This is a genomic window from Streptomyces cinnamoneus (genome assembly GCF_002939475.1).
Classification (GTDB): domain Bacteria; phylum Actinomycetota; class Actinomycetes; order Streptomycetales; family Streptomycetaceae; genus Streptomyces; species Streptomyces cinnamoneus_A.
Genome location: NZ_PKFQ01000001.1, coordinates 3,916,134 through 3,941,344 on the forward strand (window position 1 = coordinate 3,916,134; position 25,211 = coordinate 3,941,344).

Genomic DNA, 25,211 nt, shown 5'->3' on the forward strand with positions numbered 1-25,211 from the left:
CGGTCCGGCGGGCCGGGGCGCCCGGGGCCGGGCCGGAGGGGTCAACGCCCGCCGTTGTAGGGCCCGTAGGGGCCGTCCGAGCTCGATCCGCCGCGTCGTCCGCGACCGCCGCGGCCCGACGCCTGCCGGAGGGCGGGCCGTACGTCCACCATGTAGACGATCGTGGCGATCAGGCCGAGGATCGGCAGGAACGACAGGATCCCGAAGAAGAGGTTCACGGCGGCGGCGAGGCCGAGGATGATCAGCCAGAAGCCCTTGGTGTTCTTGTCGGCCGCGCGGTAGGCGTCCTCGCGGTGCAGGGCGGCGTCGATGAACGCGACCAGCGTGAAGACGAGCAGGCCGATCGAGACCCAGTACATGACTTCGCCGAAGCCTTCTACGAGCATGCCGTCCACCTCTTCGCCGTGCCGTCGCTGCCCACCGTACCGGGAGAACGGCCCGGGCACGTGGTACGTGCCCGGGCCGGCTCACGGTGCGGCTTCCGCGCTGTCCGCGCTGTCCGCCGCGCACGGTGCCTACGCGTCGTCGCCCTTCGCGTCCGCCTTCTTGGCGGCGGGCTTGCGGGTGGCGGTGGTGCCGCGGCGGGCGGCGGCGGGCTTGTCGGTGTCGGCCTCCGCCTTGGCGTCCTTGGAGTCCTTGGCGTCGGCCGCCTGCGCGTTCTGCTGCCCTGTCTTGGCCGCCGGCTGCTCGTGGTCCGGCTCGACGGCGACGGCGATCTCGGTGATCTCCTCGGCCGCCCTGCCCTGCCAGGTCTTCACGGCCTCACGGCCGCGCTCGGACAGCTTGTCGAACGCCTCGCCGGCCTTCGCGGCGTAGCCGACGGCCTGCCCGACGCCCTGGAGGGCCAGGTCCTGCGCCGTCTGACCGATCTTGCGCACGTCCGTGTCCAGGGTGCCGACGAGGGCGGTCACCTTGGTGGTCACCTGCGTCTGCACCACCTTGGCCTGCTGGGTCACCCGCGCGCCCAGGGCCTTGGGGTCGGTCTTGCGGAGCTGGTCGATGAGCTCGGGGGCGTCGGTGACGAACTGCCCGATCTTCTCGGCCGTGAGGTCCGCGGCACCGGCCACGGCGTAGCCCGTGTCGGTGGCCGCCTTGCGGATGTCTTGGGTGAGGGCCATGAGGGTGGTTCTCCCGGATCAGCTCGAAGGTTTGCTGGGGTCGTCCTTCTTGCCCGCCTCGTCCACCGCGATTCCGTTCTCCTTGCGGAAGGACTCGTAGATCTGGAGCAGCACCTGTTTCTGCCGCTCGTTGATCGAGGGGTCGGCGAGGATCACACTGCGGACCTCCGCCTCGTCCCGGTCCCGCTCGTCGAGGATCCCTGCCTGTACGTACAGGGTCTCGGCGGAGATCCGCAGCGCCTTGGCCAGCTGCTGGAGGATCTCGGCGCTCGGCTTGCGCAGACCGCGCTCGATCTGGCTGAGGTACGGGTTGGACACTCCGGCGGCGTCAGCGAGCTGCCGCAGCGTCAGCTGCGCGGTGCGCCGCTGCTCGCGCAGGTACTCGCCGAGATTGCCGACGTTGAGTGAGGCCATGGGAAGGATGCTGCCGCATCGCGCTAACTATTGCAAGCAGGTGCTTGCAATAGTTGCGATTATCGGCCACGAGCGGCTGTGGCCGAGAAGGACCTCACCGGCCGGGCCGGCCCGTCAACGGCAGGCCCCTCGCCGGCAGTCCGCCGTCCAGGGTGTCCGTCGGCAGCCCGCTCTCCGTGGCGGTACCCGCCGTCTCGCCCAGGACGTCCACGGCCGAGCCGGCTACGTCGCCCGCGGCCTTCTGCGCCGCGGACGTCGTCGACTTCACCGCCTTGCCGCTCACCTTGCCCGCCGTGGGAACGGCCTTCTTCACGGCCCTGCTCCCGGCGCCCCCCGCCAGGCCGGTGGCCTTCCGCGCGGCCCCGTCCACCGTGTCGCCCAGACTGCCGGGGTCGACCGCGGTCAGCCCGCCCAGGTCGAGTGCCTTCGGCAGGTCCGCGGCCTGGGCGGCCGGGGCCGTTCCCAGCGTCAGGGCGGCTGTGGCGAGGGCGGCTGCCGTCAGAACTCGTCGCATCGCGGGTCCTTCAAGGGTGGGGGGCTTCCACGGGGAGAACGAGGGCGCCGGGGCATCGGACACGGATCCGGCGGTCAGACCGCCGGACGGGTCCACAGGGCGAGGCCGCTGCTGGTGGCCACCGCCAGGGTGCGTCCTGAGGGGGAGAAGCCGGTGGCACGGAGTTGCGAGTGGTCGGAGTGGAAGAGGTGCCACCACGTGCCGCCCGGCGGTCCGTCGTGGGCCCCGCCGTCCACGGAGAGGATCACGCGGTCGCGGGGCCACTCCGGGCTGACCACGTCCACGGTCCAGCCGTCCGCCGTCGTGCCGTGCAGGCCGCCGCCGAAGAGGCCGGCGATGCGGACCGGTGTGCCCGCGACCGGACCGAGGCCGGGGCAGGCGAGGTCCGGGTGGGCGTCGGGGGTGCAGGTCTTTGGGTCGGGGTCCCGGTCACGGGCGGTCTTCTCGCCGGTGACCGCGTCGAAGAGCCCGTGGCCGCCGCTCGACACGACCATGACCAGGTCGTGTCCGGTGCCGGGGTCGACCGCGAAGCCGATGCCCAGCAGCCCGCCGATCGGAGTCCCGTGCTCCAGCACGGGCCGCCACGGCTCGGGTGCGGGCGTCACGGGAGCGGCGAGGTAGCGCTCCCGCAGCCGCCGGCGGTGTTCCGCGCTCACCCCGTCTCCTGGGCGCGCGGCACGTCGAGGGCCTCTCGCGCGGCGGCCCACGCCTCCTCGAAGGCGGAGAGGCCGATTCGGGTGGCCTCTTCCTCCTCCTGCCAACCGCGCATGTCGCCCTCCACGAGGACGCCGTACCGCCGCTCGTACGCGCGCATCACCGCGAAGTCGCCGCGGGCGTGGAGGTCCGCGATCTCCGCCATCGACGCAGCGGTCACCGGATGCCGCCGCGGGCCCTGGAAGTCGACCTGGCGCAGCGGCCATTCGTCGTCGTCGAGTTCGAAGAACGACCAGCGGTCGTTCTCCCCGTCGTAGGCACGGATCCAGAACGTCACCTCGCCATGATCTCCCGACGGCGGCGGGGGCCTAGCCCACCCGCTCCGCCAGGAAGTCCTCCCAGGTCCGTACGCCCAGGGCGGCCCCCTCCAGGGACAGGTTCTCGCCGGCCCGGTACGCGCGGCCGGCCTTGCCCGGCATCCGGAGCGGGAGGGTCGGGCGGCGCTTGCCCTGCGTCCGGAGGTAGCCGTGGGCCAGTTCGGCCATCGGGTAGACCTTGGGGCCGGCCAGGTCGGGTACGAGGCCCGCCGGGTCGCCCAGCGTCAGTTCCACCAGCCGGGCCGCCACCTCCCGCGCGTCGACCGGCTGCATCCGCACCCCGCCCGGGGCCGGGATCACCGGCAGCTTCGCCATCGTCCGCACCACCTTCAGGACCAGGTCGTGGAACTGGGCGGCACGCAGCGTCGTCCACGGCAGCCCGGACTCCGCCACGGCCCGCTCCGCGCCCAGCTTGGCCGCGAAGTAGCCCAGCGGGACCGTGTCCGCGCCGATGACCGAGATGTACACCAGGTGCCGCACCCCCGCGCGCGAGGCCGCCCGCACCAGGTTCCGGGTCGCCACGTCGTCGCCCTTGGGGCCGCCCGCCAGGTGCAGGACGATCTCCGACCCCGCCACCGCGGCCTCGACGCCCTCGTCCTTGAGCAGGTCGCCGGTCACGTACGCGACGCCCTCCTCCGGCTCGCGGGCGTGCCGGCTGAGCACGCGCACGTCACGGCCCGCCGCGCGCAGGAGGGGGACGACGTGGCCGCCCAGCGTGCCCGTGCCGCCGGTGACCAGGATGGGTGACGTCATGGCTTCTCCACGTTCGCTTCGGTTCGGTCCGGGAGTCGGCCTCCCGGTCACACCGGCTCTTCCGGTGATCTACTCCTATGACCCGCCGCGAGAAAGGAATGTGACACCGTGGAAGACAGTGCCCGGTTGCTGGAGGGTTTCGAGGAGCACCGGCCCCGGCTGAGGGCGGTGGCCTACCGGATGCTCGGCTCGCTCAGCGAGGCCGAGGACGCCGTCCAGGAGACCTGGCTGCGTTTCGACCGCTCCGTCCCCGCAGAGGTCGGGAACCTCGGGGGATGGCTGACCACCGTGGTGGGGCGGGTGTGCCTCAACATGCTGCGCTCGCGAGCGACCCGGCGTGAGGATCCCCTTGAGGCGTACATACCCGACCCGGTCGTCAGCCGGGAGGACGCGACCGATCCCGAGCAGGAGGTGCTGCACGCCGATGCGGTCGGGCTGGCGCTGCTGGTGGTGCTCGAGTCGCTGGCGCCGGCCGAGCGGCTCGCGTTCGTCCTCCACGACATGTTCGCCGTGCCGTTCGACGAGATCGCCCCGCTGATCGAGCGGACCCCGGCCGCCACGCGGCAGCTCGCCAGCCGCGCCCGCCGCCGCGTGCAGGGGCAGGCCCCGGCCCCCGACCCCGACCCCGCGCGTCAGCGTGCGGCCGTCGAGGCGTTCTTCGCCGCCGCGCGCGACGGCGACCTCGAAGCGCTCGTCTCCGTGCTGCACCCCGACGTCGTCCTGCGGGCCGACGGCGGTGTCGCGCGCGCCCGCCACACCACCGTGGTGCGCGGCGCCCGCAACGTGGCGGCGCAGGCCGTCACCTTCACGCGGTTCCTGCCGTTCGTACGGCCGGCGCTCGTCAACGGGACCGCCGGCGTCGTCGTCGCGGCGAACGGGCGGCCGCTGTCCGTCATGGCCTTCGCCGTCACGGACGGCCGGGTCGTCGCCATCGACGTGATCGCCGACCCCGAGCGCCTGGGCCGGCTGAGCCTCCCGGACCTCGGCTCCTGACACCCCGCCCCGGCCCGGACCGCCACGCCGCTGCGTCGACACGGCGGCCCCGGCCCTTGAGACGGGCCGGGGCCTGCTTCGCCTGTCCTCCTCCGGCTTCCACCCGCCGCCGCTGAGGGATGGTCAGTTGCCGTACGGGCGGGCCGCGCGGGCCTCCCGCAGGGACACGGCCCACCAGGACAGCTGGTCGAGCATCACCTTGGCGGCGGCCTGGGCGGCCGCGCCGGCCTCCTCGTCGAGGTGGCTGCCGGTGTCGTCCAGCTTGCCCCACGGGCTGTGGAAGCTGACCGTCTCGCGGATGGTGACGGCGTGCAGTTCGGCGAAGACCGGCCGCAGGTGCTCGACGGCGCGCAGACCGCCGGACAGTCCGCCGTAGGAGACGAACGCGACGGGCTTGGCCTGCCACTGGGTGTAGTGCCAGTCGATGAGGTTCTTCACGGAGGCCGGGTAACTGTGGTTGTACTCGGGGGTGACGACGACGAAGGCGTCGGCCGCCGCGAGCCGCGGCGTCACGGCGGCGAGGGCGGCGGCGTCCTCGGGACCGGGCTCCCTCGTGAGGTGCACCGGCAGCGGGTGGTCGGCCAAGTCGATGACGTCGACCTCTATGTCGTCGCGCTGCGCGGTCTGCCGGGCCAGCCAGTTGGCGACCGTGGGGCCGAAGCGGCCGGCGCGGGTCGAGGCGACGATGACGGCGAGGCGGTAGGTGCTGTCGGGCATGGCGGCATCCTCTTCCGGGCGAAGGCGCGGTGAACGCGGGAGGCGGGAGGGGGCGGGTGGAATCCCGGGGGACGGCGGCTTGTCGCCGCCGGCCCCGCGAGCCCCCTTGAGGACAACCCTCCAACCTCAAGCGAACTTGAGGTCAAGCGATTCCAGGGACGGAACCGCACAGTGACGCGGAACACGCCCCCGTCCCGTCACGCGGGGCACGGCCGCGGAACGTCCCGCCCGCCACGCGCGCGTACGTCAGAACATGTCCGGGCACCACGGCCGCCGCGCCGTGCGCAGCATCAGCTCCGCGCGGGCGGCCGCGCCGGGCCGGTCCTCCCGGACGCGGCCGAGGGCCGCGAGCCGCACCGCGGACTCGTCGCCGAGGCACAGGGCCCCCAGCTCGCCCACGCCCAGGGACAGTTCCGCCGGCCGCGACGTGGGCACGCAGCTCGCGCCGTCCGGCCCGGCCTCCAGCGCGAACCGCCCGCCGGAGAGGCCGTCCGGGTCGGTGACGTCGAGGACGAGCGAGCCGGGGCAGGCGTACGTACGGGCTTCCAGCAACGCCGGTACGTCGAGCGGGCGCAGCCACATGTAGTCGGCGTCCGTCGTGACCCTGGCCGCTCGCGGGTCGGGCAGCAGCAGCGGAAGGACGTCGTCGGGGGCGCGGAGGCCGGTGTCGACCCTGGTGATCCAGTCGATCGAGAACAGGAAGTGCCACAGGGCGCGTTCGGCCTCGGGTGAGACCGCGATCAGGTCGCGCACGGTGGCGGTGTTCATGGGCAGCTTGGCTTCCCACACCGCGTCCGCGGTGTACGTCAGGAGGCCGTCGACGCTGCCGGCGGGGGAGCGGTAGAGGGCGTAGAAGGGTTCGGTCCAGGCCTGCGGGCCGAGCTGAGGCATGTCGCCCGTGGCCATCCGCCACCAGCGCTCCGTGCGGTCGACGGCGCCGTGCTGCCGGGCGCGCAGCCGCTCGTGCAGCGCGGGGGCCAGCTGCCGCACTGTGCCGCCGTCGGCGAAGTCGACACGGCCGCCGTCCGCCGGGCCCGCGTAGTGCGGGTCGAGGCCGGCGCGGGTGACCTGCACCTCCCACCGGGTGACCCGGCTGGCCGGCCCGAAGCCGAAGCGGCCGTAGATCGGGTACTCGGCGGACAACAGCGTGGCGGCGGCGTCCCCCCGCTCCCTGGCGGCCCGCAGGGCGTTGCCCATCATGCGCCCGAGCAGCCCGCGCCGGCGGTGCGTCGGCGTGACGGTGACGTTGGTGACGGCGTTGGCGGTCACGGCCGTGCCGCCCGGCACGGTGAGCCGCTGGGTGAAGCTGCGGAACGTGCCGACGCAGCGGCCGTCGTCGAAAGCCCCCTGCGTACGGGCCAGGTCCATGCCCGCGCGGCGTATCTCGACCTCGTCCTTGGGCGCCACGGGCGGAACGAGGAAGCCGGTGCGCATCGCACGCACCCAGTCGGGCACTTCGGTCTCGCCGACGGGACGGATCTCAAGGCTCATGTCAGCACGCTAGGCGTCGCCCGGGGGCGTGCGCACCGCGTTTTCGTGCGGGCACACGCGCGCCTGCCGCGTGCGCACACCGCCCCTTCGCGGCCCTTCGCCGCCGCACCGGGTGGCCGGGGGCGGGGCCGCCCCCGGTGATCCCGTCGGTGCCCGGTCCCGCCGGCGTCACGCGAGCAGGTCGTCCACTCGCGCTTCCCCTTCGCGGTACCGGCGTGTCATCTCCGCACCGCAGTCGTCGGTCATCCGCTGGAGCCCCCGGCGGCGGACCGAGACCTGGCGTTCGTACGCCACCAGACGGGCCATGCCGTCCCGCAGCTCCTGGTCCGTCCGGGCGGCCGTGTCCGACAGCCGGACCTCCGCGAGCATGTCCTCGGCCAGCCGCCGGTACTCCTCGCCGTGGGGGGTCCCCAGGGTCACGTGGCGGGCGGAGGACCGGTGCGCCGGGGGGCCGTCCGCGAGGATCTCCGACAGCCGGTCCACCAGCAGCCGCTCCACGGCCGGCCCGGCCGGCGCCGCACGGCGGGCCAGCTCGGCCCGCAGGATGTCGATGCGGCCCTGCAGGAGCCGCCGCACGTAGCTGAGGTCCGCCTCCTCCCGCCGGGACTCCCGGCGCAGCGTGCGCAGGTCCTCCAGGCCCAGCTCGTTCAGCGCCCGACCGGGGACGTCCGCCAGCGGCCCGGAACGCTGGCTCGGGGGTCTGGCGTGCAAGCTGTCCACTGCCTTGAGGTCCTTGAAGCTCTTGAGGTCCTTGCGCGTGCGCTCCGCCGCCTTGAGCACGGGGCCTTCCTCGGTGGGTGTGGTCATGCGGTTCCGTCCCCTCGGGCGGTGTGCGGCCGGATCATCTAGCCGTTGCCCGCATAAAGCACCGCCTGCACGCATCGTGCCACCGAGTGCGCCCCCGGCGCAGGGCCTCTCCACCCGAACGGCCCTCTCCGGGGACGCTGTACGGACGCAGGGCATCATGGTCCGCATGCGAGCTGTGGTGCAGAGGGTGGACGGGGCGAGCGTCGCCGTGGACGGCCGGGTGGTCGGCGAGATCATCGGCGAGGGCCTGTGCGTGCTCGTCGGCGTGACGCACGACGACACCCCGCAGAAGGCCGCGCAGCTGGCGCGCAAGCTGTGGTCCCTGCGCGTGCTGGAGGAGGAGAAGTCCTGTTCCGACGTGGGCGCGCCGCTGCTGGTGATCTCCCAGTTCACCCTCTACGGTGACGCGCGCAAGGGGCGGCGTCCCACGTGGAACGCCGCCGCGCCGGGCGCCGTGGCGGAGCCGCTCGTCGACGAGGTCGTGGCCGCGCTGCGCGCCCTGGGGGCACGGGTGGAGACGGGGCGCTTCGGCGCGGACATGAAGGTGTCGCTGACGAACAACGGGCCGTTCACGGTGCTGCTGGAGGTCTGAGGCCGTACGGAGCCGGCGGGGACGCCCTCAAAAGGGGGCGGCCGTCACGGCTCGACGACGACCTCCTGCGCCGCGGCCGTGGCCTCGCCCACCAACAGCGCGGCGTCCACCGGCACGTTCCGCTTCACCAGCGCCAGGGCGATCGGGCCCAGCTCGTGGTGGCGCGCCGACGTCGTCACGAAGCCCAGCTGGCGGCCTTCCGGGCCGTCCGAGGCCAGGCGGACCGGGGCGCCGTGGGCCGGCAGGGCGACCTCGCTGCCGTCGAGGTGGAGGAAGACCAGCCGGCGCGGCGGCTTCCCCAGGTTGTGGACGCGGGCGACGGTCTCCTGGCCGCGGTAGCAGCCCTTCTGGAGGTGGACCGCCACGCCGATCAGGCCCAGCTCGTGCGGGATGGTGCGGTGGTCGGTCTCCAGGCCGAGCCGCGGGCGGTGCCCCTCGACGCGCAGCGCCTCGTAGGCCAGCGCGCCCGCCGCCGGGCCGTGCTCCGCGGCGAACTCCGTCAGCCGCTCGCGCGGCAGGAACAGGTCGCGTCCGTACGGCGTCTCGCGCACGGCCACGTCCTGCGGCGCCGGGACGATGGAGCCCGCGGGGAGGAAGGTCACCGCGACGTCGTCCGTGCGGTCGGCGACCTCGACCTTGTAGAAGAACTTCATGCTCTCCAGGTAGGCGATCAGCGCCTCCTGGGTGCCGGGCTCCACGTGGGCCCAGGTCGTCTCCCCGTCGTCCACCAGGTACAGGGCGTGTTCGATGTGGCCGTGCGGGGAGAGGATCAGGGCCTCGGTGGCCTGTCCGGCCGGCAGGTCGCTCACGTGCTGGGTGAGCAGCAGGTGCAGCCAGCTCAGCCGGTCGGGGCCGGTGACGGTGACGACGCCCCGGTGCGAGAGGTCGACGAAGCCGGTCCCGTCGGCGAGCAGCCGCTGCTCGCGGAAGAGGTCGCCGTAGTGGGCGGCGACGCCTTCGTCGGGGCCCTCGGCGGGGACGGCGCCGGGCAGCGACAGCAGGGGGCTTTTCGATGGACGCATGCCGACCAGCCTACGGCGCCCCGGACGGCGCCTTCGAGGAGCACTTGGCGCACTGGCCGAAGATCGCGAAGTGCTTCATGTCCGTCTCGAACCCGAAGGTCGAGCGCAGCTTCTCGGTGAAGTCGGCGGCCACCGACAGGTCCGCCTCGATGACGGCCGTGCAGTCCCGGCAGACGAGGTGTATGTGGTGGTGCCGGTCGGCCAGGTGGTAGGTGGGGGCGCCGTGCCCGAGATGGGCATGGCTGACCAGGCCCAGCTCCTCCAGCAGCTCCAGCGTCCGGTAGACCGTCGAGATGTTCACCCCGCCCGCGGTCTTGCGGACCTCGGTGAGGATGTCGTCCGGTGTCGCGTGCTCGAGACGGTCCACCGCCTCCAGGACGAGCTGGCGCTGCGGGGTCAGCCGGTAGCCGCGCTTACGGAGGTCGCTCTGCCAGTCGGTGTCCACCACGCTCCCAGTCTAGGCAGGGTCAGCCCTCGCGTACCCCGTTCAGGTACCCGGCGAGCGCGGCGACGGCCGCCGGATTGCGGGGGCTCTCGACGAGGTCGACGTAGTCGAGCACGAAGACGCGGTCGTTCTTGACGGCCGAGACGCCCGCCAGGGGCGGGTAGGACATGAGGAACTTCTTCTTCTCCGCCGCGCTCACGTCCCCGTAGTTGTTGATCACGATGACCTCGGGGTCGCGGGCCACGACGGTCTCCCAGCCGACCGGCACCCACGAGTCCTTCAGGTCCTTCATGACGTGGTCGCCGCCGGCCTTGGTGATGATGTCGTGCGGCCCCGCGTACGCGCCCGACGTCAGGGGCTTGTCCCTGCCGTCGTCGTAGAGGAACACCCGGGGCGCCCTGCCGCCGCCCGGCACCCTCGCCCGGGCGTCGGCGACCTGCTTCTTGAAGCCGGCGACGAGCTCGCGCGCCCGGTCCTCGGCGTCGAAGACCTTCCCCAGGTTCTCCAGGTCGGTGTAGAGCGCCTCCAGCGGCGGCATCACGCCGCGTGAGCCGCCCGTCGCGCCGTTGCGGCAGGACTCGGTGAGGACGTACGAGTCCACGCCGACCTTCTTCAGGGCGTCGGGGGTGAAGCCGGCGCCCTCGCCGAAGCCGTAGTTCCAGCCGGCGAAGACGAGGTCCGCCTTCGCCTCCAGGACGAGCTCCTTGTTGATCTCCTTCTTGGACAGCCACTTCACCTTGTCGTAGCCGGACTTCCAGGGCGCCTCCCCCTTGTCGTCCCGGCTGGTGCGGTAGTCGGGGGCCACGTAGCCGGCCATGTGGTCCTCCAGGCCGAGCGCGAACATGATCTCGGCCATGTTCACGTCGTTGGTGACCACGCGCCGCGGCGCCTTGTCGAACGTCTTCTTCACCCCGCAGTTCTCGACGGTCACGGGATAGTGGCCGCCGGCCTGTTGCGTGCCGCCCTGGCCGCCGCCTTGTTTGTCGTCGGGAGCGTCCGAAACCTTCGCGCCGCAGCTCGTCAGGGTGACGGCCGCGAGAAGAGCGAGGGCGATGCGGGAGGTGCGCATGGGGCGTGGATGTCCTTACGGGAGGCGGTCGAAGAGCAGCTGCGGGGCGCCGGAGGCCGGGTGGGGCACCCGGTGCGCGCGGACGCCGAAGACCTCGGCGAGCAGCTCGGCGGTCAGCACGGAGTGTGGGGGGCCCGAGGCCACGACGCGGCCGCCCGCCACGACGTACAGCTCGTCGCAGTGGGTGGCGGCGAGGTTGAGGTCGTGGAGCGCGGCGAGCACCGTCAGGCCCGAGTCCCGGACCAGCGACAGGACCTCCAGCTGCTGGGCGATGTCCAGGTGGTTCGTCGGCTCGTCGAGCACCAGCACCTTCGGCTGCTGGGCCAGCGCCCGGGCGATCAGCACCCGCTGCTTCTCGCCGCCGGACAGGGTCAGGAAGCCCCGTCCGGCGAGGTGCGCCGCGCCCACCCGCGTCAGGGCCGTCGCGCACGCCTCGGTGTCGGCGGCCGTGGTCCGCCCCGCCGCGCTCTGGTGCGGAAGCCGGCCCATGGCCACGACCTCGGCGGCCGTGAAGTCGAACTCGCCGGCCGACTCCTGCGGCAGCGCCGCGATCCGGCGCGCCCCCTCGCGGGCGCTCAGCCCCCGCAGGTCCTCGCCGTCCAGCAGCACGCGCCCGGCGACCGGCCGCAGCGCGCGGTAGACGCAGCGCAGCAGGGTGGACTTGCCGCTGCCGTTGGGTCCCACCACGCCCACGAACCGCCCGCTCCCCGCCCGCAGCGCGATGTCCTCCACCAGCCGGGCGCCGCCGATGTCGACCGTCAGGCCCTCGACGTCCAGCCGCATCAGGCACCCCCGAAGACGTAGCCGCGCCGCCGCATCAGCAGGACGAAGCACGGCACCCCGATCAGCGCCGTGATCACGCCCACCGGGAGTTCCACCGGCGCCAGCAGCAGCCGCGAGACGACGTCCACCCACACGAGCAGGACCGCCCCGAGCAGCGGCGCCACGGCCAGCAGCCGGCGGTGGTCGGCGCCGACGAGCATCCGGGTGGCGTGCGGGACCATCAGTCCGACGAAGCCGATCGCCCCGCTGACCGCGACGACGGCCCCCGTGACGGCCGCCGTGACGACGAACAGCACCCGGCGCGTGCGCTCCGGGTCCACACCGAGCGCGGTGGCGGTCTCGTCGCCCATCGCCAGCGCGTTCAGGCTCCGCGCCGACCACAGCAGAGCGCCGAGCCCGGCGAGCACGACGCCGGCGGCGATCGGCACGGACGCCCAGGTGGCGCCCCCGAGGCTGCCGAGCAGCCACATCATGGCCGAGCGGGCCGCTTCGCCGCGGTCGGCGCTGAAGACCATCAGGGTGGTGACGGCCGAGAAGCCGTAGTACATGGCGCTCCCGGTCAGCACCAGCCGCAGCGGGGTGAGCCCCCGCTCGGTGCGCGCCGCCGCGTAGACGAGGGTCATGGCGGCGAGGGCGGAGGCGAAGGCGGCGCTGGAGAGCGCCCAGACGCCGAGCGAGCCGAGCGCCCCGAAGAGCAGGACGGCGTTGGCGCCGACGGCGGCACCGGAGGAGATGCCGAGGACGAAGGGGTCGGCGAGGGCGTTGCGGACCATGGCCTGGGTGGCCACGCCGAGGGCGGACAGCCCGGCGCCGACCACGGCGGCCAGCAGGGCGCGCGGGAGACGCAGCTCCCAGACGATCGTGTAGGCGGAGACCTCGTCGGGCGCGATGGTCCCGCCCGTCAGTCCCGCCCGGAGGTAGCGCAGCGTCTCGCCCCAGCCGACGCCGGATGAGCCGAGCGCCACGCAGCACAGCAGCGAGAGGAGGAGGGCGGCCGTGAGGCCGGCCAGGAGCGGGGGCAGGGAGAGCCTGCCGGAGGGTGTGCCGGGGCCCGGCGCGGAGCCCGGCGTCCTCCGGCTCACGGCCGCGAAATCTGTCGCCACGGGCGGTGCGCCTTCGCCTCGGGCCGCGTCCTTCACGCAAGGAGCGGCCCGGCGGCGTGCGAGCCCGCGCCGGGGCGCCTCCCCTCGCAGTCCACGGCGAGTCGTACGGGGAGCTGTGCGGCCGCCGCGGGTGATCGGGCTCGCGGAGGGCCCCGGAAAGGGGCCTTCCGCCTACCGATGGGGGCGCCCCCATGCCGTTCAGGCTATGGGGGAGGGTCAGCGCCGGACTTCGACCGGACTTCCCCCGCGGGGCGCGTGGTGGTGCGGGTGCTGCCTACTGCTGGTCCGGCTGCTCCGGGTTGTACGGCGTGCCGTCCTGGCGGTAGAAGGCCACGCCGTCGGGCAGGTCGTCCGGGAGGTTCTGGGCCCACTGCTGGAGGTCGACGACCTTCTTCAGGTGCGCCGACATGTACGGCCGCAGCGGGACCTCGGGGGTGGCCTTCTCGCCGACCCACATCAGGTCGCCCTTGACGTAGCCGTACAGGCGCTTGCCGCCCGCGTAGGGGCTGGAGGCCTCGGTCCGCGCCACGGCGTCGGTGGCCAGATCGATCTGCGGCTTCTGGTCGGCCAGCTCGCCGTACCAGACCTCCGCGACGCCCTGGTCGCGGATCATGACGATCTCGACCTTGCGGTCCTTGTCGATCCGCCAGAAGCCGCTCTCGGTCTCCAGCGGGCGGACCGCCTTGCCCTCGCTGTCGAGCACCCAGGAGTGCGAGACGTACTCGAGGAAGTCCCGGCCGTCGTGCGTGAAGACGACTTCCTGCCCGAAGTTGCACTTCTCGGCGCCGGGGAAGTCGGCGACGCCGGCGCCCTCCCACTTGCCGAGGAGGAAGGCCAGGGGCACGAGGTCCGGGTGGAGGTCGGACGGAATCTCGATCATGAGCTCAGTCGATCTGTAGAGGCGGAAACGGGGGTCAGCGCTGGCCCTGGTACAGCTTCTTCCAGGTCAGGCCGGCGAAAGCGAGAACGCCGACGGCGACCAGGACGAGCAGGGTGGTGAAGAAAGCCTCAAGCACGAGCGCGCTCCTCGATCGGAGTGAGGTGTGGTGTTACGGACCGTGGACGAGTCTAATCGGCCGCCCCGCGCCCGGCGCTGCGAGGTGCGCGGTGGCCTCTTCCCCCGTCCGGTCCGGGCTCCTCCGCCGCGCCGGGCCTAGAGTGATCCGCATGGCGAACAAGAAGCTCGTGATCAAGGTGACGGCGGGTGCGGACGCGCCCGAGCGGTGCTCGCAGGCGTTCACGGTGGCGGCCGTCGCCGTGGCGAGCGGCGTCGAGGTGTCGCTGTGGCTGACCGGCGAGTCGTCGTGGTTCGCGCTGCCGGGACGGGCGGCGGAGTTCGAGCTGCCGCACGCCGCGCCGCTGCCGGAGCTGATCGAGGGGATCAAGGCCGGGGGCGGCATGATCACGGTGTGCACGCAGTGCGCGGCGCGACGCGACATCGAGGAGAAGGACCTCATCGAGGGGGCGCGCATCGCCGGTGCGCAGGTGTTCGTGAGCGAGGCCATGGCCGACGGGGTGCAGGCGCTCGTCTACTGATCGCGGCCCCACGGGTCGCGCTGGTCCGGGCGGCGTCTGCCGTCCAGCTCGTCCCACCACTCGTCCGACGTGGGGTCGCCCGACGGGTCGTCCCACCAGCGGTCGTCGGGGCCCCGCCGGTTGGCCACGATGGCCGCGACCGGCGGGATGACCATGGCGAACAGGCACAGTCCGACGGCCGCCGGCACCGACCACAGGCGCACGACGGCCCAGGCCATGACGAACAGGAAGACGCACGTCCCCATCATGGCGAAGTAGAGGTGCCTACGCCGTGCGTACACACCTTCACGGTACGACCCGGAGGGTCGTGGCGCGAAGGGCCGCGACCCCCCTCACGGTGTCCAACCCGGGGTGCGGCCCTTCGCGGGTCCTTGCGGCGTCAGACCGCGATGGCGACCTCCGCGAGGGCGCCCTTCTCGGCGACGACGACCGTGCGGTCGGCGCTGCCGCCGGGGACGAGCGCGCGCACGGTCCACGTGCCCTCGGCCGCGTAGAAGCGGAACTGCCCGGTCGCGGACGTGGGCACCTCGGCGGTGAACTCGCCGGTCGAGTCCAGCAGGCGCACGTAACCGGTGACGGGCTCGCCGTCGCGGGTCACCGAGCCCTGGATCGTGGTCTCACCGGGCTTGATCGCCCCGGCGTCGGGGCCGCCGGCCTTTGCTCCACACATGGGTGATCCTTCTGTTCGCGGGTCGGGAGGTCAGTGGGCGCCGAGCTCGATCGGCACGCCGACGAGCGAGCCGTACTCGGTCCACGAGCCGTCGTAGTTGCGGACGTTGGACTGGCCGAGCAGCTCGTGCAGCACGAACCAGGTGTGCGCCGAGCGCTCACCGATGCGGCAGTAGGCGATCGTGTCCTTGGCCAGGTCCACGCCGGCGCCCTCGTAGAGCTCCGTCAGCTCGGCGTCGGACTTGAACGTGCCGTCGTCGTTGGCCGACTTCGACCACGGGATGTTGCGCGCGCTCGGCACGTGGCCGGGGCGCTGCGACTGCTCCTGCGGCAGGTGCGCCGGGGCGAGCAGCTTGCCGCTGAACTCGTCGGGGGAGCGGACGTCGACGAGGTTGAGCGAGCCGATCGCGGCGACGACGTCGTCGCGGAAGGCGCGGATGGAGGTGTCCTGCTCCTTCGCCCGGTACGTGGTGCGGGGGCGCCGGGGCACCTCGGCGACCAGGTCGCGGGAGTCCAGCTCCCACTTCTTGCGGCCGCCGTCGAGGAGCCGCACGTCCTGGTGGCCGTAGAGCTTGAAGTACCAGTAGGCGTAGGCGGCGAACCAGTTGTTGTTGCCGCCGTAGAGGACCACCGTGTCGTCGTTGGCGATGCCCTTCTCGGACAGCAGCTCCTCGAAGCCGGCCCGGTCGACGAAGTCGCGGCGGACCGGGTCCTGGAGGTCCCTCCGCCAGTCGATCCGGACGGCGGTCTTGATGTGGTTCTTGTCGTACGCGGAGGTGTCCTCGTCGACCTCGACGATGACGGTCTTCGGGTCGCCTGCGTCGATGCGGGCCTGGACCCAGTCGGCGTCCACGAGGACGTCACTGCGGCTCATGCTGTTCTCCTCCGGGGCAGTTGCAGATTTGCGCCAGCGTGTGCGGAACGCGCGGGGGGGCGATGCCCGGCGCCGCGCGGCGGGTGGAGCGAGTGATGAGGGGAGACGGCCCGGGGGGGCCGGGGACAGCCGTTAAGAAGGCGGTCCCGTCAGACATGGCGACAGAGCATGGCGGCGACGCGGCACAGGTCGACTGCCCGCCGCTTCGTGAGATCCGCCTGTCGCTTCATGCAGCGATCGTAGGGAGGGGCGGGGAGACCTGTCACCGGCGTGCCGCATGGTGAGACGATCCGTCTCGGATGTTGGGATGGGAGGTGGCTGAAACGCCACTCCCACCCCTCCGGCACGGGCGTGCGGCGGCGGGAATGAGCCGTTCCCGCTGTTTCGCGGACCAGTTGTCTCGAAAGGTGGTACGCCTACGGGCCTCAGCCCGCCAGGTTCACGTCCGAGCCGGTCAGGGTGACGTCCACGCCGCTGGGCGTCGCCGTCACCTTGTCGAGCTTGAGGCCCTTGGGCAGGCCCGCGATCTGGCGGTCGAAGTCCGTCTTCTCGCGGATCTTCCTCTCCGCACCCGGGACGCCCTGCGAGGGCACCTCGTCGGCGTGCACCCGGATGGTGCCGCCGTTCACCACGGTCACCGTGGAGACCACGCTGCGCTCGACGGGCTGGCCCGCGACCGTCACCTTGCCGGTGACCTTGACCTGGCTGCCGCTGGTGCCGCTGTAGGCGACGGAGACGTCGGGGTCGCCGGCGGCCTTGGTCAGGTCCTCGTACGAGAGGTGCGCGGTGCCCGTCGCCCGGCCCGCCACGGCGGAGGAGAAGCTGCTGTCGATGCGGACGCCGTGCAGGGTGGCGTCGAAGCCGCTCACCTTGACCGAACGGTCGCCCGCGCCCGCCGTGACCCCGTCGAGCTTGACCTCGACCTCGTCGAGCTCGGAGGAGGCGACCTGGGTGAGGAAGGGGAAACCCTTGATCGAGACCTCGGGGGTGCCGGACAGGCCCTGGCTGTCGCGGATCTTCTCCGCGGCCTGCTTCTCGGCGAACCAGACGGCCCCCCGGTCGGCGGCCACGAACAGGCCGCCCAGGATCACGGCGGTGATCAATATGGTCCGTATCGCGCGCATCGCTCGTCGGTCCCCCACTCTCGGTCAGGCTCCGTCTGGTCGGATCAGGCCCCCTGGCCTTGCGGTGAGCCTAACCGCACCGGTCGTACGGACGGCGGGCCGCACAGGTAACCGGTCTGTAACCGCACGGCGGGTGCCCACGAGGGGCGCGCACGACGAGGGCGCCCGGCCTGCCGGCCGGGCGCCCTGGTGATGTCGACGGCAGCGGGGCTCAGCCCAGCGCCCTGCCCAGCACGTACACCGCCGGCGCCGCGAGCGCCAGCGGCAGGGCCACGCCCGCGGTCAGGTGCACGAACCGCGAGGGGTAGTCGTAGCTCGCCACCCGCAGGCCGGTCAGGGCGCACACCCCCGCCGTCAGGCCCAGCAGCGCGGCCGGCGCGCCCATGCCGGTCAGCTGACCGCCCGCGACGCCCGCGCCCGCGGCCGCGATCAGGGCGACGACCGTGCCCGCGACGGACGGCAGCGGCAGGGCGCGCGCCAGCACCGCCACGGCCACGCCGAGCGCGCCGACGACCACCGCGTCGGAGTCCGCGGCGAGGTGTCCCGCCGCGACGACGGCCAGGGCCGCCGAGGCGGTGGCCGCCGTGAGGCCGTACAGCCGCTCGTCCGGCGAGGCGTGGCTGCGCAGCTGGAGGACGATCACCAGCAGAATCCATACGCCCAGCGTGCCGAGGAGCACGGTCGGCGCCTGCGTCCTCTCCGTGGCCAGCAGGCCGGCGTCGGCGACCACGCCGCCCAGGAACGCCAGCGCGATGCCCTGCCGGGCCGGCCACATGCCGTTCAGCCGGAACCAGCCCGCCGCCGTCACCGCCTGGAGCAGCACGACCGGCACGGCCAGCGCGGGCCGCCCCAGGGGGGCGGTGACCGCCAGGAGCGCGGCGAGGACCGACGTCACCAGTGCGGGCTGGAAACCGGGGGAGACGATCTGCGCCCGGCCCTCCGCCTTGGCCTTCTCGGCGGCCGTCAGGGGGCGGTCGGGCGCCGGCTCGGCCGGGGCCCCGGGCTCGCCCGCCGGCTCGTGCGCGGGGGCCCGGTCCGCCGGGTCCGCCCCGTACGGGGACGTCTCCGGCAGGGACGCGTGTGCGGGCTGGTAGGCGTCCGCGGTCTGCGGCGGGTAGACGTCCGCGGCCTGCTGCTGGTGGAACTGCTGCTGCGGCTGCGCGTGGCGGGGCTGCGCGTGCTGCGGCTGCTGCTGGTGAGGCTGTGCGTGCTGCGGCTGTGCGTGGCGGGGCTGCTGCTGGTGGGGCTGTGCGTGGCGGGGCTGCTGTGCCCAGCCGCCGGTGCCCGCGTCCGTCTGACCCGCGCCCCGGTGGCCGCCTTGGTCGCCGCCCTGGTCGCCGGTTTGCCACGGCGAGCCGTACGAGGGCTCGGGCGCCGGCGCGGCCGGCTGCTGCCAGGTGCCGGTGTCCCAGGTCTGGGTCTGCCAGGTCTGGGTCGGCGGGTCCTGCTGGGCGGCGTGGTCGTGCTGCGGCCAGGCCGGGGATGCCGGAGCCCGGTCGTGGCCGGTGTGGCCGCCCTGCGACTGGTCGTACCCGTAGTCGTACGACGGGGGGACCGTCCCCTGCTGCGGCGCGGGGTCGGTCTGGGGGTCGTAGGCGTCGTACGGGCCGTAGGGCTCGTACGACGGGTACGGCTCCTGCCGCTGGTACGGGTTGTGGTGGTGCTGATCGCTCATGCTGCCGGGGTCACCCTCCTGCGAAGGGCGGGAGCACCTCGACCGTGCCGCCCTCGGCCAGTTGGACCGTCGAGTGGTCGCGTGTGCCGACGGGGCCGCCGTCCACGAGGAAGGAGCACCGCGCGAGCACGCGCGCGTACTCCGGCTCGTCCTCGTGCCGCCGCCGGGCCGCTGCCAGCGCGTCCGCGAGCGTACGCGCCGCGTACGGCTCCTCGGCCGTACCGGCGGCGGCCTTGGCCGCGGCCCAGTACCGGATGGTGCCGGACGGCGGTTCCGGCGTGCCCGGCTGGGCCGGCAGCGTCGCCGGACGCGCCGGACGTGCCGTGTCTGTCGTCGCCACTGCGACCCCTTCAGTTGCTTGCCGGTGTCTTGCCGTCTCCATGATGACGGGTGCCGGACGGGCCGCGGTCCGCAGCCGGTAAAGCAGAAGCCCCGCGAGGAGGTGCTCGCATAGGCTGCTTGTGTGTTGGTGCGACTTCTCCGGGCCCATCTGCGGCCCTACTCCGGTGCGATAACCCTGGTCGTGCTCTTGCAGCTCGTCCAGACCCTCGCCACGCTCTATCTGCCCACCCTCAACGCGGACATCATCGACAAGGGCGTCGTGAAGGGCGACACCGGTTACATCCTCGGTACCGGTGGCGTGATGATCGCCGTGACCCTCGCCCAGATCGTCTGCTCGATCGGCGCCGTCTACTACGGCGCCCGCACGGCCATGGCCATCGGCCGTGACCTGCGCGGCGCGGTCTTCGACCGCGTGCAGTCCTTCTCCGCCCGCGAAATGGGGCAATTCGGGGCGCCTTCGTTGATCACGCGGACGACCAACGACGTCCAGCAGGTCCAGATGCTGGCCCTGATGACGTTCACGCTGATGGTCTCGGCGCCCATCATGTGCGTCGGCGGCATCGTGATGGCCCTCAACCAGGATGTGCCGCTGTCGGCGCTGCTGCTGGCGATCGTCCCGGTGCTGGCCACCATCGTGGGCCTGATCATCCGGCGGATGCGGCCGGTGTTCCGCGGCGTGCAGGAGCGCATCGACACGGTCAACCGGGTGCTGCGCGAGCAGATCACCGGCATCCGCGTCATCCGCGCGTTCGTCCGCGACACCCACGAGAGGAAACGATTCGAGGGTGCCAACAGCGACCTGATGGACGTCTCGCTGAAGGCCGGCCGGCTGATGGCGCTGATGTTCCCGTCCGTGATGCTGGTCGTGAACCTCTCCTCGGTCGCGGTCGTGTGGTTCGGCGGGCACCGCATCGACAGCGGCGGCATGCAGATCGGCGCGATGACCGCCTTCCTCAGCTACCTCATGCAGATCCTGATGGCCATCATGATGGCCACCTTCATGTTCATGATGGTGCCCCGCGCGGAGGTCTGCGCCGAGCGCATCCAGGAGGTGCTGACCACCGAGTCCAGCGTGGTCCCGCCCGCCGCCCCGGTCACCCGGCTGCGCGGCCGCGGCCATCTGGAACTGCGGGGCGTGGAGTTCAGGTACCCGGGCGCCGAGGAGCCGGTCCTGCGGGACGTCTCCCTCGCCGCGCGGCCCGGCGAGACCACGGCCGTGATCGGCTCCACCGGCAGCGGCAAGTCGACCCTCCTGGGCCTGGTCCCGCGCCTGTTCGACGCCACCGCCGGCGACGTCCTCGTCGACGGGGTGAACGTGCGGGAGATCGACCAGAGCGCCATGGCCGACGCCGTGGGGCTCGTACCGCAGAAGCCCTACCTCTTCTCCGGGACCATCGCCTCGAACCTGCGCTACGGACGCCCCGAGGCGACCGACGAGGAGCTGTGGCAGGCGCTGGAGACCGCGCAGGCCAGGGAGTTCGTCGAGGCCATGGAGGGACAGCTGGAGGCTCCCGTCGCGCAGGGCGGCACCAACGTGTCGGGTGGGCAGCGCCAGCGGCTGGCGATCGCCCGGGCCCTGGTCCGCAAGCCGGAGATCTACCTCTTCGACGACTCCTTCTCCGCGCTCGACTACGCCACCGACGCCCGGCTGCGGGCGGCGCTGGCCCGGGAGACGGGCGACGCGACGGTCCTCATCGTCGCGCAACGCGTGTCGACGATCCGCGACGCCGACCGGATCGTGGTCCTCGACGAGGGCCGGGTCGTCGGCACGGGCACCCACACCGAACTGATGGGGACGAACGAGACCTACCGGGAGATCGTGCTCTCCCAGCTCACCGAGGAGGAAGCGGCGTGACGTCGCCCAGCAAACCCGGCGGCCAGGCGCCCGCCGCGGCGCCGCGCAGAGGACCGGCCCCCGCGGCCGGCCCCGCGCGCTTCATGGGCGGGCAGCCCACCGAGAAGTCCATGGACTTCGGCGGCTCCAGCCGGCGGCTGCTGGCCCAGCTCCGCCCCGAGCGGGCCCTCCTGACCGTCGCCCTCGTCCTCGGCGTCGCCGCCGTGGCGCTGACCGTCGTCGGCCCCAAGATCCTCGGCCACGCCACCGACCTGATCTTCGCCGGCGTCGTCGGCCGGCAGATCCCGGAGGGCGCGACGAAGGCCGAGGCCCTCGACCGCATGCGCCAGGAGGGCAACGGCCGAATAGCCGACGTCCTGTCCGGCGTGGACTTCACACCCGGCCAGGGCATCGACTTCGGTGCGGTCGGCTCGGTGCTGCTGTGGGTGCTGCTGATCTACGTCGGCGCCTCGCTCTTCGGCTTCGTCCAGGCCCGCATCGCGACCACCGCCGTCCAGCGGGTGGTCTTCCGGCTGCGGGAGCAGGTGGAGGAGAAGCTGGGACGGCTGCCGCTGAGCTACTTCGACAAGCAGCAGCGCGGCGAGGTCCTCTCCCGCGCCACCAACGACATCGACAACATCGCGCAGACGCTCCAGCAGACCCTCAGCCAGATGATGACCTCCGTGCTGACCATGGCCGGCGTGCTGGCCATGATGTTCTGGATCTCCTGGCTGCTGGCGCTGGTCGCCCTGGTCACCGTGCCGGTCTCGGTCGTCATCGTCGCCAAGGTCGGCAAGAGGGCGCAGCCCCAGTTCGTGGCCCAGTGGAAGTCCACCGGCAAGCTCAACGCCCACATCGAGGAGATGTACACCGGGCACTCCCTGGTGAAGGTCTTCGGGCGGCAGAAGGAGTCGGCCGAGACGTTCCGCAAGGAGAACGAGGAGCTGTACCTGGCGGGCTTCAAGGCCCAGTTCATCTCCGGTGTCATCCAGCCCGCGATGATGTTCGTGGCGAACCTCAACTACGTGCTCGTCGCCGTGGTGGGCGGCCTGCGCGTCGCGAGCGGCTCGCTGTCGATCGGTGACGTCCAGGCGTTCGTCCAGTACTCCCGGCAGTTCAGCCAGCCGCTCACCCAGGTGGCCTCCATGGCCAACCTCGTGCAGTCCGGCGTCGCCTCCGCCGAGCGGGTCTTCGAGCTGCTCGACGCCGAGGAGCAGTCGGCGGACGCCGCGGACGCGCCGAAGCCGGGCAGGGTGCGCGGCGAGGTGTCCTTCGAGAAGGTCTCCTTCCGCTACGAGCCGGACAAGCCGCTCATCGAGGACCTGTCGCTGACCGTGCGGCCGGGCCAGACCGTGGCGATCGTCGGCCCGACCGGCGCCGGCAAGACCACCCTGGTCAACCTGCTGATGCGGTTCTACGAGGTGGCCGGCGGCCGCATCGCGCTGGACGGCGTCGACATCGCCGCCATGTCGAGGGAGGAGCTGCGCTCCCACATCGGCATGGTGCTCCAGGACACCTGGCTCTTCGGCGGCACGATCGCGGAGAACATCGCCTACGGGGCGCCCGAGGGCACCTCGATGGACAAGATCGTCGAAGCGGCGAAGACCACCCACGTGGACCGCTTCGTCCGCACCCTCCCGGACGGCTACGACACGGTCCTCGACGACGAGGGCTCGAACGTCAGCGTCGGCGAGAAGCAGCTGATCACCATCGCCCGGGCGTTCCTCGCCGAGCCCGAGATCCTCGTCCTGGACGAGGCGACCAGCTCGGTCGACACCCGGACGGAGGTACTGATCCAGCAGGCGATGGCCCAGCTGCGCTCGGGCCGCACGAGCTTCGTGATCGCCCACCGCCTGTCCACCATCCGGGACGCGGACGTGATCCTCGTGATGGAGTCCGGCCGGATCGTGGAGCAGGGCACGCACGAGTCGCTGCTGGAGTCCCGGGGCGCGTACGCACGCCTGTACGAGGCGCAGTTCGCCCAGCCGGTGGCGGAGGCGTAGGGGGCGCCACCAGGCCTCCGTGCGCCGGGCGTGCCGTACCCGCGGCCCGCCCGGCGCCGGAATTCCCCCCGCCAGGGCCGCCGGGGCGGCAGACTGGTCCTTGCGGGTTTCGTCAAGAGTGCGTTGCGACGACCACCCGAAGTGACCGACGAAACACAAGGTCGTGCAAAGTCGTCCGCCCCGCGCAAGGGCATCTGGGTTATTCTGCTGCGCAGACGAGGATCCGGGCAGCGTGGCCCCCGGGTCCTTTTGTGCATTCGGACGACGAGCAGTGCCCCACCGTCCTCGCAGGGACCGAGGAGGAACCGACGCAATGGGCGAGCGAAGCGCACGAGAGAAGTTCACGAGCGAGAGCGACACGACGACGACCGAGGCGGGCGGTGGCAGCCGATGAGTGCCCTGCTGCTCCTCACCAACGCGCTCCAGCCGTCCACCGAGGTGCTCCCCGCCCTCGGCCTGCTGCTGCACAGCGTCCGGGTGGCCCCCGCCGAGGGCCCGGCCCTCGTGGACACCCCCGGAGCCGACGTCATACTGATCGACGGCCGCCGGGACCTGCCGCACGTCCGCAGCCTGTGCCAGCTGCTGCGCTCCACCGGCCCGGGCTGCCCGCTCCTCCTGGTGGTCACCGAGGGCGGCCTCGCCGCCGTCACCGCCGACTGGGGCGTCGACGACGTCCTGCTCGACACCGCCGGCCCCGCCGAGGTGGAGGCGCGGCTGCGGCTGGCCATGGGCCGCCAGCAGATCACCATGGACGACAGCCCCATGGAGATCCGCACCGGCGACCTCTCGGTGGACGAGGCGACGTACAGCGCCAAGCTCAAGGGCCGGGTCCTGGACCTGACCTTCAAGGAGTTCGAGCTGCTCAAGTACCTCGCCCAGCACCCCGGCCGGGTCTTCACCCGCGCCCAGCTCCTCCAGGAGGTCTGGGGCTACGACTACTTCGGCGGTACGCGCACCGTGGACGTCCACGTCCGGCGGCTGCGCGCCAAGCTCGGCCCCGAGCACGAGTCCCTGATCGGCACGGTCCGCAACGTGGGCTACCGCTTCGTGCTGCCGGAGAAGCCGGAGAAGGGCGACCGGTCCGACAAGGGCGACCGGACGGAGAAGAACGGCGACCGGCCGGGCGGCAAGGCCGGTCCCGAGGACGCCGCCGGGGCCGCCGGGGCGCCCCGGACGGACCGGACGGATCGCTCCAAAGCGGTCAGGACCGATGCCGTACGCCCGGTGAAACGGTAGGTGGACCCGCGTAGACTGCCGCGCGTGGCCAAGGTGACGCGGGACGATGTGGCAAGACTTGCGGGGACGTCGACCGCGGTGGTCAGCTACGTCATCAACAACGGACCGCGCCCGGTGGCACCGGCGACGCGGGAGCGGGTGCTTGCCGCGATCAAGGAGCTGGGGTACCGGCCCGACCGGGTCGCCCAGGCGATGGCCTCACGACGGACGGACCTCATAGGCCTGATCGTCCCGGACGCGCGCCAGCCCTTCTTCGCGGAGATGGCGCACGCGGTCGAGCGGGCGGCGGCCGAGCGCGGGAAGATGGTCCTCGTCGGGAACTCCGACTATCTGGACGAGCGCGAAGTCCACTACCTGCGCGCCTTCTTGGGCATGCGCGTCTCCGGCCTCATCCTGATCAGCCAGGGACCCAGTGAGCACGCCGCGATAGAGATCGACGCGTGGGACGCCCGCGTGGTGCTGATGCACCGCAGGCCCGACGCCATCGACGACGTGGCTGTGGTCACGGACGACGTCGGCGGCGCCCAGCTCGCCACCCGCCACCTCCTGGAGCACGGCCACCCCTACGTGGCCTGTCTCGGCGGCACCGAGCGCACCCCGACCGTCGGCGACCCCGTCACCGACCACGTCGAGGGTTGGCGGCGCGCCATGCGCGAGGCCGGCAAGTCCATCGAGGGCCGGCTCTTCCCGGCCCCCTACAACCGCTACGACGCCTACAAGGTCGCCCTGGAGCTGCTGGCCGGCCCCGACCGGCCGCCCGCCCTGGTCTGCGCGACCGACGACCAGGCCATCGGCGTGCTGCGGGCCGCCCGCGAGCTGCGCATCGACGTGCCGGGCGAGCTGGCCGTGGCGGGCTTCGACGACGTGAAGGAAGCGGCCCTGACGGATCCGCCGCTCACCACGGTCTCCTCCGACCGCGAGGCGATGGCCCGCTCGGCGGTGGACCTGGTGCTGGACGACTCGCTGCGGATCACCGGCACGCGCCGGGAGCGGCTGAAGCAGTTCCCGTCCGCGCTGGTGATCCGGCGCTCCTGCGGGTGCGGCGACTGAGACCCCCGGGGCCACG

29 protein-coding genes are annotated in these 25,211 nt (G+C 72.6%); 7 read left to right on the forward strand and 22 right to left on the reverse strand.

Features of this window, described 5'->3' with window-relative positions:
- Nucleotides 1-41: 41 nt before the first annotated feature.
- The 7 genes from CYQ11_RS17175 to CYQ11_RS17205 all read right to left on the reverse strand — a co-directional run bounded on the left by CYQ11_RS17175 (nt 42) and on the right by CYQ11_RS17205 (nt 3,830).
- Nucleotides 42-386, reverse strand: coding sequence for a DUF2516 family protein (locus CYQ11_RS17175; protein WP_099199160.1), 345 nt, complete (start codon nt 384-386; stop codon nt 42-44).
- A 129-nt stretch (nt 387-515) separates the two neighbouring features.
- The gene (locus CYQ11_RS17180; protein ID WP_099199113.1) at nt 516-1,118 is read right to left on the reverse strand and encodes a hypothetical protein; all 603 of its coding nucleotides are present in this window, start codon (nt 1,116-1,118) and stop codon (nt 516-518) included.
- 18 nt (nt 1,119-1,136) lie between these two features.
- Complete coding sequence (locus CYQ11_RS17185) at nt 1,137-1,532, reverse strand: helix-turn-helix domain-containing protein (protein WP_099199114.1); 396 nt, start codon at nt 1,530-1,532, stop codon at nt 1,137-1,139.
- 94 nt (nt 1,533-1,626) lie between these two features.
- A complete protein-coding gene (locus CYQ11_RS17190; RefSeq protein WP_099199115.1) occupies nt 1,627-2,046 on the reverse strand; it encodes an ATP-binding protein in 420 nt (139 codons plus the stop codon).
- Between the two features lie 74 nt (nt 2,047-2,120).
- Entirely contained in the window at nt 2,121-2,702 is a 582-nt protein-coding gene (locus CYQ11_RS17195; RefSeq protein WP_099199116.1) for a hypothetical protein, read from the reverse strand.
- Nucleotides 2,699-3,037: a hypothetical protein gene (locus CYQ11_RS17200; RefSeq protein WP_099199117.1), complete on the reverse strand. Its 339-nt coding sequence runs from the start codon at nt 3,035-3,037 to the stop codon at nt 2,699-2,701. The genes CYQ11_RS17195 and CYQ11_RS17200 overlap by 4 nt, the downstream gene beginning before the upstream one ends.
- A gap of 31 nt (nt 3,038-3,068) precedes the next feature.
- Nucleotides 3,069-3,830, reverse strand: coding sequence for an SDR family oxidoreductase (locus CYQ11_RS17205; RefSeq protein ID WP_099199118.1), 762 nt, complete (start codon nt 3,828-3,830; stop codon nt 3,069-3,071).
- Nucleotides 3,831-3,938: 108 nt separating this feature from the next.
- Here CYQ11_RS17205 and sigJ point away from each other — a divergent pair, with 108 nt between their 5' ends.
- Nucleotides 3,939-4,823, forward strand: a complete 885-nt coding sequence (gene sigJ, locus CYQ11_RS17210) for an RNA polymerase sigma factor SigJ (protein ID WP_099199119.1) — start codon at nt 3,939-3,941, stop codon at nt 4,821-4,823.
- 123 nt (nt 4,824-4,946) lie between these two features.
- Here sigJ and CYQ11_RS17215 read toward each other — a convergent pair whose 3' ends face one another.
- The 3 genes from CYQ11_RS17215 to CYQ11_RS17225 form a co-directional block, all read right to left on the reverse strand.
- Nucleotides 4,947-5,540, reverse strand: coding sequence for an NADPH-dependent FMN reductase (locus tag CYQ11_RS17215; RefSeq protein WP_099199120.1), 594 nt, complete (start codon nt 5,538-5,540; stop codon nt 4,947-4,949).
- Between the two features lie 246 nt (nt 5,541-5,786).
- Complete coding sequence (locus tag CYQ11_RS17220) at nt 5,787-7,031, reverse strand: GNAT family N-acetyltransferase (protein WP_099199121.1); 1,245 nt, start codon at nt 7,029-7,031, stop codon at nt 5,787-5,789.
- A gap of 168 nt (nt 7,032-7,199) precedes the next feature.
- Nucleotides 7,200-7,838: an RsiG family protein gene (locus tag CYQ11_RS17225; protein ID WP_181143687.1), complete on the reverse strand. Its 639-nt coding sequence runs from the start codon at nt 7,836-7,838 to the stop codon at nt 7,200-7,202.
- A gap of 166 nt (nt 7,839-8,004) precedes the next feature.
- Between CYQ11_RS17225 and dtd the strand changes: the two genes are divergently transcribed.
- Nucleotides 8,005-8,430, forward strand: a complete 426-nt coding sequence (gene dtd, locus CYQ11_RS17230) for a D-aminoacyl-tRNA deacylase (protein ID WP_099199161.1) — start codon at nt 8,005-8,007, stop codon at nt 8,428-8,430.
- 44 nt (nt 8,431-8,474) lie between these two features.
- On the opposite strand, the gene ygfZ is transcribed toward dtd, so the two are convergent.
- The 6 genes from ygfZ to CYQ11_RS17260 all read right to left on the reverse strand — a co-directional run bounded on the left by ygfZ (nt 8,475) and on the right by CYQ11_RS17260 (nt 13,732).
- Entirely contained in the window at nt 8,475-9,452 is a 978-nt protein-coding gene (gene ygfZ / locus CYQ11_RS17235; protein WP_099199122.1) for a CAF17-like 4Fe-4S cluster assembly/insertion protein YgfZ, read from the reverse strand.
- 10 nt (nt 9,453-9,462) lie between these two features.
- Complete coding sequence (locus tag CYQ11_RS17240; RefSeq protein ID WP_099199123.1) at nt 9,463-9,900, reverse strand: Fur family transcriptional regulator; 438 nt, start codon at nt 9,898-9,900, stop codon at nt 9,463-9,465.
- 19 nt (nt 9,901-9,919) lie between these two features.
- Entirely contained in the window at nt 9,920-10,966 is a 1,047-nt protein-coding gene (locus CYQ11_RS17245) for an ABC transporter substrate-binding protein (protein WP_099199124.1), read from the reverse strand.
- Nucleotides 10,967-10,981: 15 nt separating this feature from the next.
- Nucleotides 10,982-11,749, reverse strand: a complete 768-nt coding sequence (locus CYQ11_RS17250; RefSeq protein ID WP_181143688.1) for an ABC transporter ATP-binding protein — start codon at nt 11,747-11,749, stop codon at nt 10,982-10,984.
- Nucleotides 11,749-12,831, reverse strand: coding sequence for a FecCD family ABC transporter permease (locus tag CYQ11_RS17255; RefSeq protein WP_398780199.1), 1,083 nt, complete (start codon nt 12,829-12,831; stop codon nt 11,749-11,751). Before CYQ11_RS17255 ends, CYQ11_RS17250 begins: the two co-directional genes overlap by 1 nt.
- 295 nt (nt 12,832-13,126) lie before the next feature.
- On the reverse strand, nt 13,127-13,732 hold the full coding sequence (locus tag CYQ11_RS17260) for a heme-binding beta-barrel domain-containing protein (RefSeq protein WP_099198763.1): 606 nt from the start codon (nt 13,730-13,732) through the stop codon (nt 13,127-13,129).
- Between the two features lie 287 nt (nt 13,733-14,019).
- Between CYQ11_RS17260 and CYQ11_RS17270 the strand changes: the two genes are divergently transcribed.
- A complete protein-coding gene (locus CYQ11_RS17270; RefSeq protein WP_099198764.1) occupies nt 14,020-14,388 on the forward strand; it encodes a DsrE family protein in 369 nt (122 codons plus the stop codon).
- Here the strand turns inward: CYQ11_RS17270 and CYQ11_RS17275 are convergent.
- The 6 genes from CYQ11_RS17275 to CYQ11_RS17300 form a co-directional block, all read right to left on the reverse strand.
- Nucleotides 14,382-14,669, reverse strand: coding sequence for a DUF3099 domain-containing protein (locus CYQ11_RS17275; protein WP_099198765.1), 288 nt, complete (start codon nt 14,667-14,669; stop codon nt 14,382-14,384). The genes CYQ11_RS17270 and CYQ11_RS17275 overlap by 7 nt on opposite strands.
- A gap of 98 nt (nt 14,670-14,767) precedes the next feature.
- A complete protein-coding gene (locus CYQ11_RS17280; protein ID WP_099198766.1) occupies nt 14,768-15,058 on the reverse strand; it encodes a DUF1416 domain-containing protein in 291 nt (96 codons plus the stop codon).
- Between the two features lie 30 nt (nt 15,059-15,088).
- Nucleotides 15,089-15,931 carry a sulfurtransferase gene (locus CYQ11_RS17285; protein ID WP_099199126.1) on the reverse strand — a complete coding sequence of 281 codons (843 nt, stop codon included), beginning with the start codon at nt 15,929-15,931 and terminating at the stop codon, nt 15,089-15,091.
- Nucleotides 15,932-16,356: 425 nt separating this feature from the next.
- Nucleotides 16,357-17,055, reverse strand: a complete 699-nt coding sequence (locus CYQ11_RS17290; protein ID WP_099199127.1) for an LmeA family phospholipid-binding protein — start codon at nt 17,053-17,055, stop codon at nt 16,357-16,359.
- Between the two features lie 211 nt (nt 17,056-17,266).
- Nucleotides 17,267-18,730, reverse strand: coding sequence for a hypothetical protein (locus CYQ11_RS17295; protein WP_099199128.1), 1,464 nt, complete (start codon nt 18,728-18,730; stop codon nt 17,267-17,269).
- Between the two features lie 10 nt (nt 18,731-18,740).
- Complete coding sequence (locus CYQ11_RS17300) at nt 18,741-19,028, reverse strand: MoaD/ThiS family protein (protein WP_240003388.1); 288 nt, start codon at nt 19,026-19,028, stop codon at nt 18,741-18,743.
- Between the two features lie 165 nt (nt 19,029-19,193).
- Between CYQ11_RS17300 and CYQ11_RS17305 the strand changes: the two genes are divergently transcribed.
- The 4 genes from CYQ11_RS17305 to CYQ11_RS17320 all read left to right on the forward strand — a co-directional run bounded on the left by CYQ11_RS17305 (nt 19,194) and on the right by CYQ11_RS17320 (nt 25,195).
- Nucleotides 19,194-20,927 (forward strand): ABC transporter ATP-binding protein, encoded by a 1,734-nt coding sequence (locus tag CYQ11_RS17305; RefSeq protein ID WP_099199130.1) that lies wholly within the window; start codon nt 19,194-19,196, stop codon nt 20,925-20,927.
- An 83-nt stretch (nt 20,928-21,010) separates the two neighbouring features.
- Nucleotides 21,011-22,909 (forward strand): ABC transporter ATP-binding protein, encoded by a 1,899-nt coding sequence (locus CYQ11_RS17310; RefSeq protein ID WP_099199163.1) that lies wholly within the window; start codon nt 21,011-21,013, stop codon nt 22,907-22,909.
- Between the two features lie 390 nt (nt 22,910-23,299).
- A complete protein-coding gene (locus CYQ11_RS17315; RefSeq protein ID WP_099199131.1) occupies nt 23,300-24,145 on the forward strand; it encodes a response regulator transcription factor in 846 nt (281 codons plus the stop codon).
- A gap of 24 nt (nt 24,146-24,169) precedes the next feature.
- On the forward strand, nt 24,170-25,195 hold the full coding sequence (locus CYQ11_RS17320) for a LacI family DNA-binding transcriptional regulator (RefSeq protein ID WP_099199132.1): 1,026 nt from the start codon (nt 24,170-24,172) through the stop codon (nt 25,193-25,195).
- Nucleotides 25,196-25,211 lie beyond the last annotated feature (16 nt).

What these genes read in the sequence shown, in the direction of transcription:
- CYQ11_RS17175 (WP_099199160.1), bottom strand. Translation starts at nt 386, where the DNA reads ATGCTCGTAGAAGGCTTCGGCGAAGTCATGTACTGGGTCTCGATCGGC.
- CYQ11_RS17180 (WP_099199113.1), bottom strand. Translation starts at nt 1,118, where the DNA reads ATGGCCCTCACCCAAGACATCCGCAAGGCGGCCACCGACACGGGCTAC.
- CYQ11_RS17185 (WP_099199114.1), bottom strand. Translation starts at nt 1,532, where the DNA reads ATGGCCTCACTCAACGTCGGCAATCTCGGCGAGTACCTGCGCGAGCAG.
- CYQ11_RS17190 (WP_099199115.1), bottom strand. Translation starts at nt 2,046, where the DNA reads ATGCGACGAGTTCTGACGGCAGCCGCCCTCGCCACAGCCGCCCTGACG.
- CYQ11_RS17205 (WP_099199118.1), bottom strand. Translation starts at nt 3,830, where the DNA reads ATGACGTCACCCATCCTGGTCACCGGCGGCACGGGCACGCTGGGCGGC.
- CYQ11_RS17215 (WP_099199120.1), bottom strand. Translation starts at nt 5,540, where the DNA reads ATGCCCGACAGCACCTACCGCCTCGCCGTCATCGTCGCCTCGACCCGC.
- CYQ11_RS17220 (WP_099199121.1), bottom strand. Translation starts at nt 7,031, where the DNA reads ATGAGCCTTGAGATCCGTCCCGTCGGCGAGACCGAAGTGCCCGACTGG.
- CYQ11_RS17225 (WP_181143687.1), bottom strand. Translation starts at nt 7,838, where the DNA reads ATGACCACACCCACCGAGGAAGGCCCCGTGCTCAAGGCGGCGGAGCGC.
- dtd (WP_099199161.1), top strand. Translation starts at nt 8,005, where the DNA reads ATGCGAGCTGTGGTGCAGAGGGTGGACGGGGCGAGCGTCGCCGTGGAC.
- ygfZ (WP_099199122.1), bottom strand. Translation starts at nt 9,452, where the DNA reads ATGCGTCCATCGAAAAGCCCCCTGCTGTCGCTGCCCGGCGCCGTCCCC.
- CYQ11_RS17245 (WP_099199124.1), bottom strand. Translation starts at nt 10,966, where the DNA reads ATGCGCACCTCCCGCATCGCCCTCGCTCTTCTCGCGGCCGTCACCCTG.
- CYQ11_RS17250 (WP_181143688.1), bottom strand. Translation starts at nt 11,749, where the DNA reads ATGCGGCTGGACGTCGAGGGCCTGACGGTCGACATCGGCGGCGCCCGG.
- CYQ11_RS17260 (WP_099198763.1), bottom strand. Translation starts at nt 13,732, where the DNA reads ATGATCGAGATTCCGTCCGACCTCCACCCGGACCTCGTGCCCCTGGCC.
- CYQ11_RS17270 (WP_099198764.1), top strand. Translation starts at nt 14,020, where the DNA reads ATGGCGAACAAGAAGCTCGTGATCAAGGTGACGGCGGGTGCGGACGCG.
- CYQ11_RS17280 (WP_099198766.1), bottom strand. Translation starts at nt 15,058, where the DNA reads ATGTGTGGAGCAAAGGCCGGCGGCCCCGACGCCGGGGCGATCAAGCCC.
- CYQ11_RS17285 (WP_099199126.1), bottom strand. Translation starts at nt 15,931, where the DNA reads ATGAGCCGCAGTGACGTCCTCGTGGACGCCGACTGGGTCCAGGCCCGC.
- CYQ11_RS17290 (WP_099199127.1), bottom strand. Translation starts at nt 17,055, where the DNA reads ATGCGCGCGATACGGACCATATTGATCACCGCCGTGATCCTGGGCGGC.
- CYQ11_RS17295 (WP_099199128.1), bottom strand. Translation starts at nt 18,730, where the DNA reads ATGAGCGATCAGCACCACCACAACCCGTACCAGCGGCAGGAGCCGTAC.
- CYQ11_RS17310 (WP_099199163.1), top strand. Translation starts at nt 21,011, where the DNA reads ATGGGCGGGCAGCCCACCGAGAAGTCCATGGACTTCGGCGGCTCCAGC.
- CYQ11_RS17315 (WP_099199131.1), top strand. Translation starts at nt 23,300, where the DNA reads ATGAGTGCCCTGCTGCTCCTCACCAACGCGCTCCAGCCGTCCACCGAG.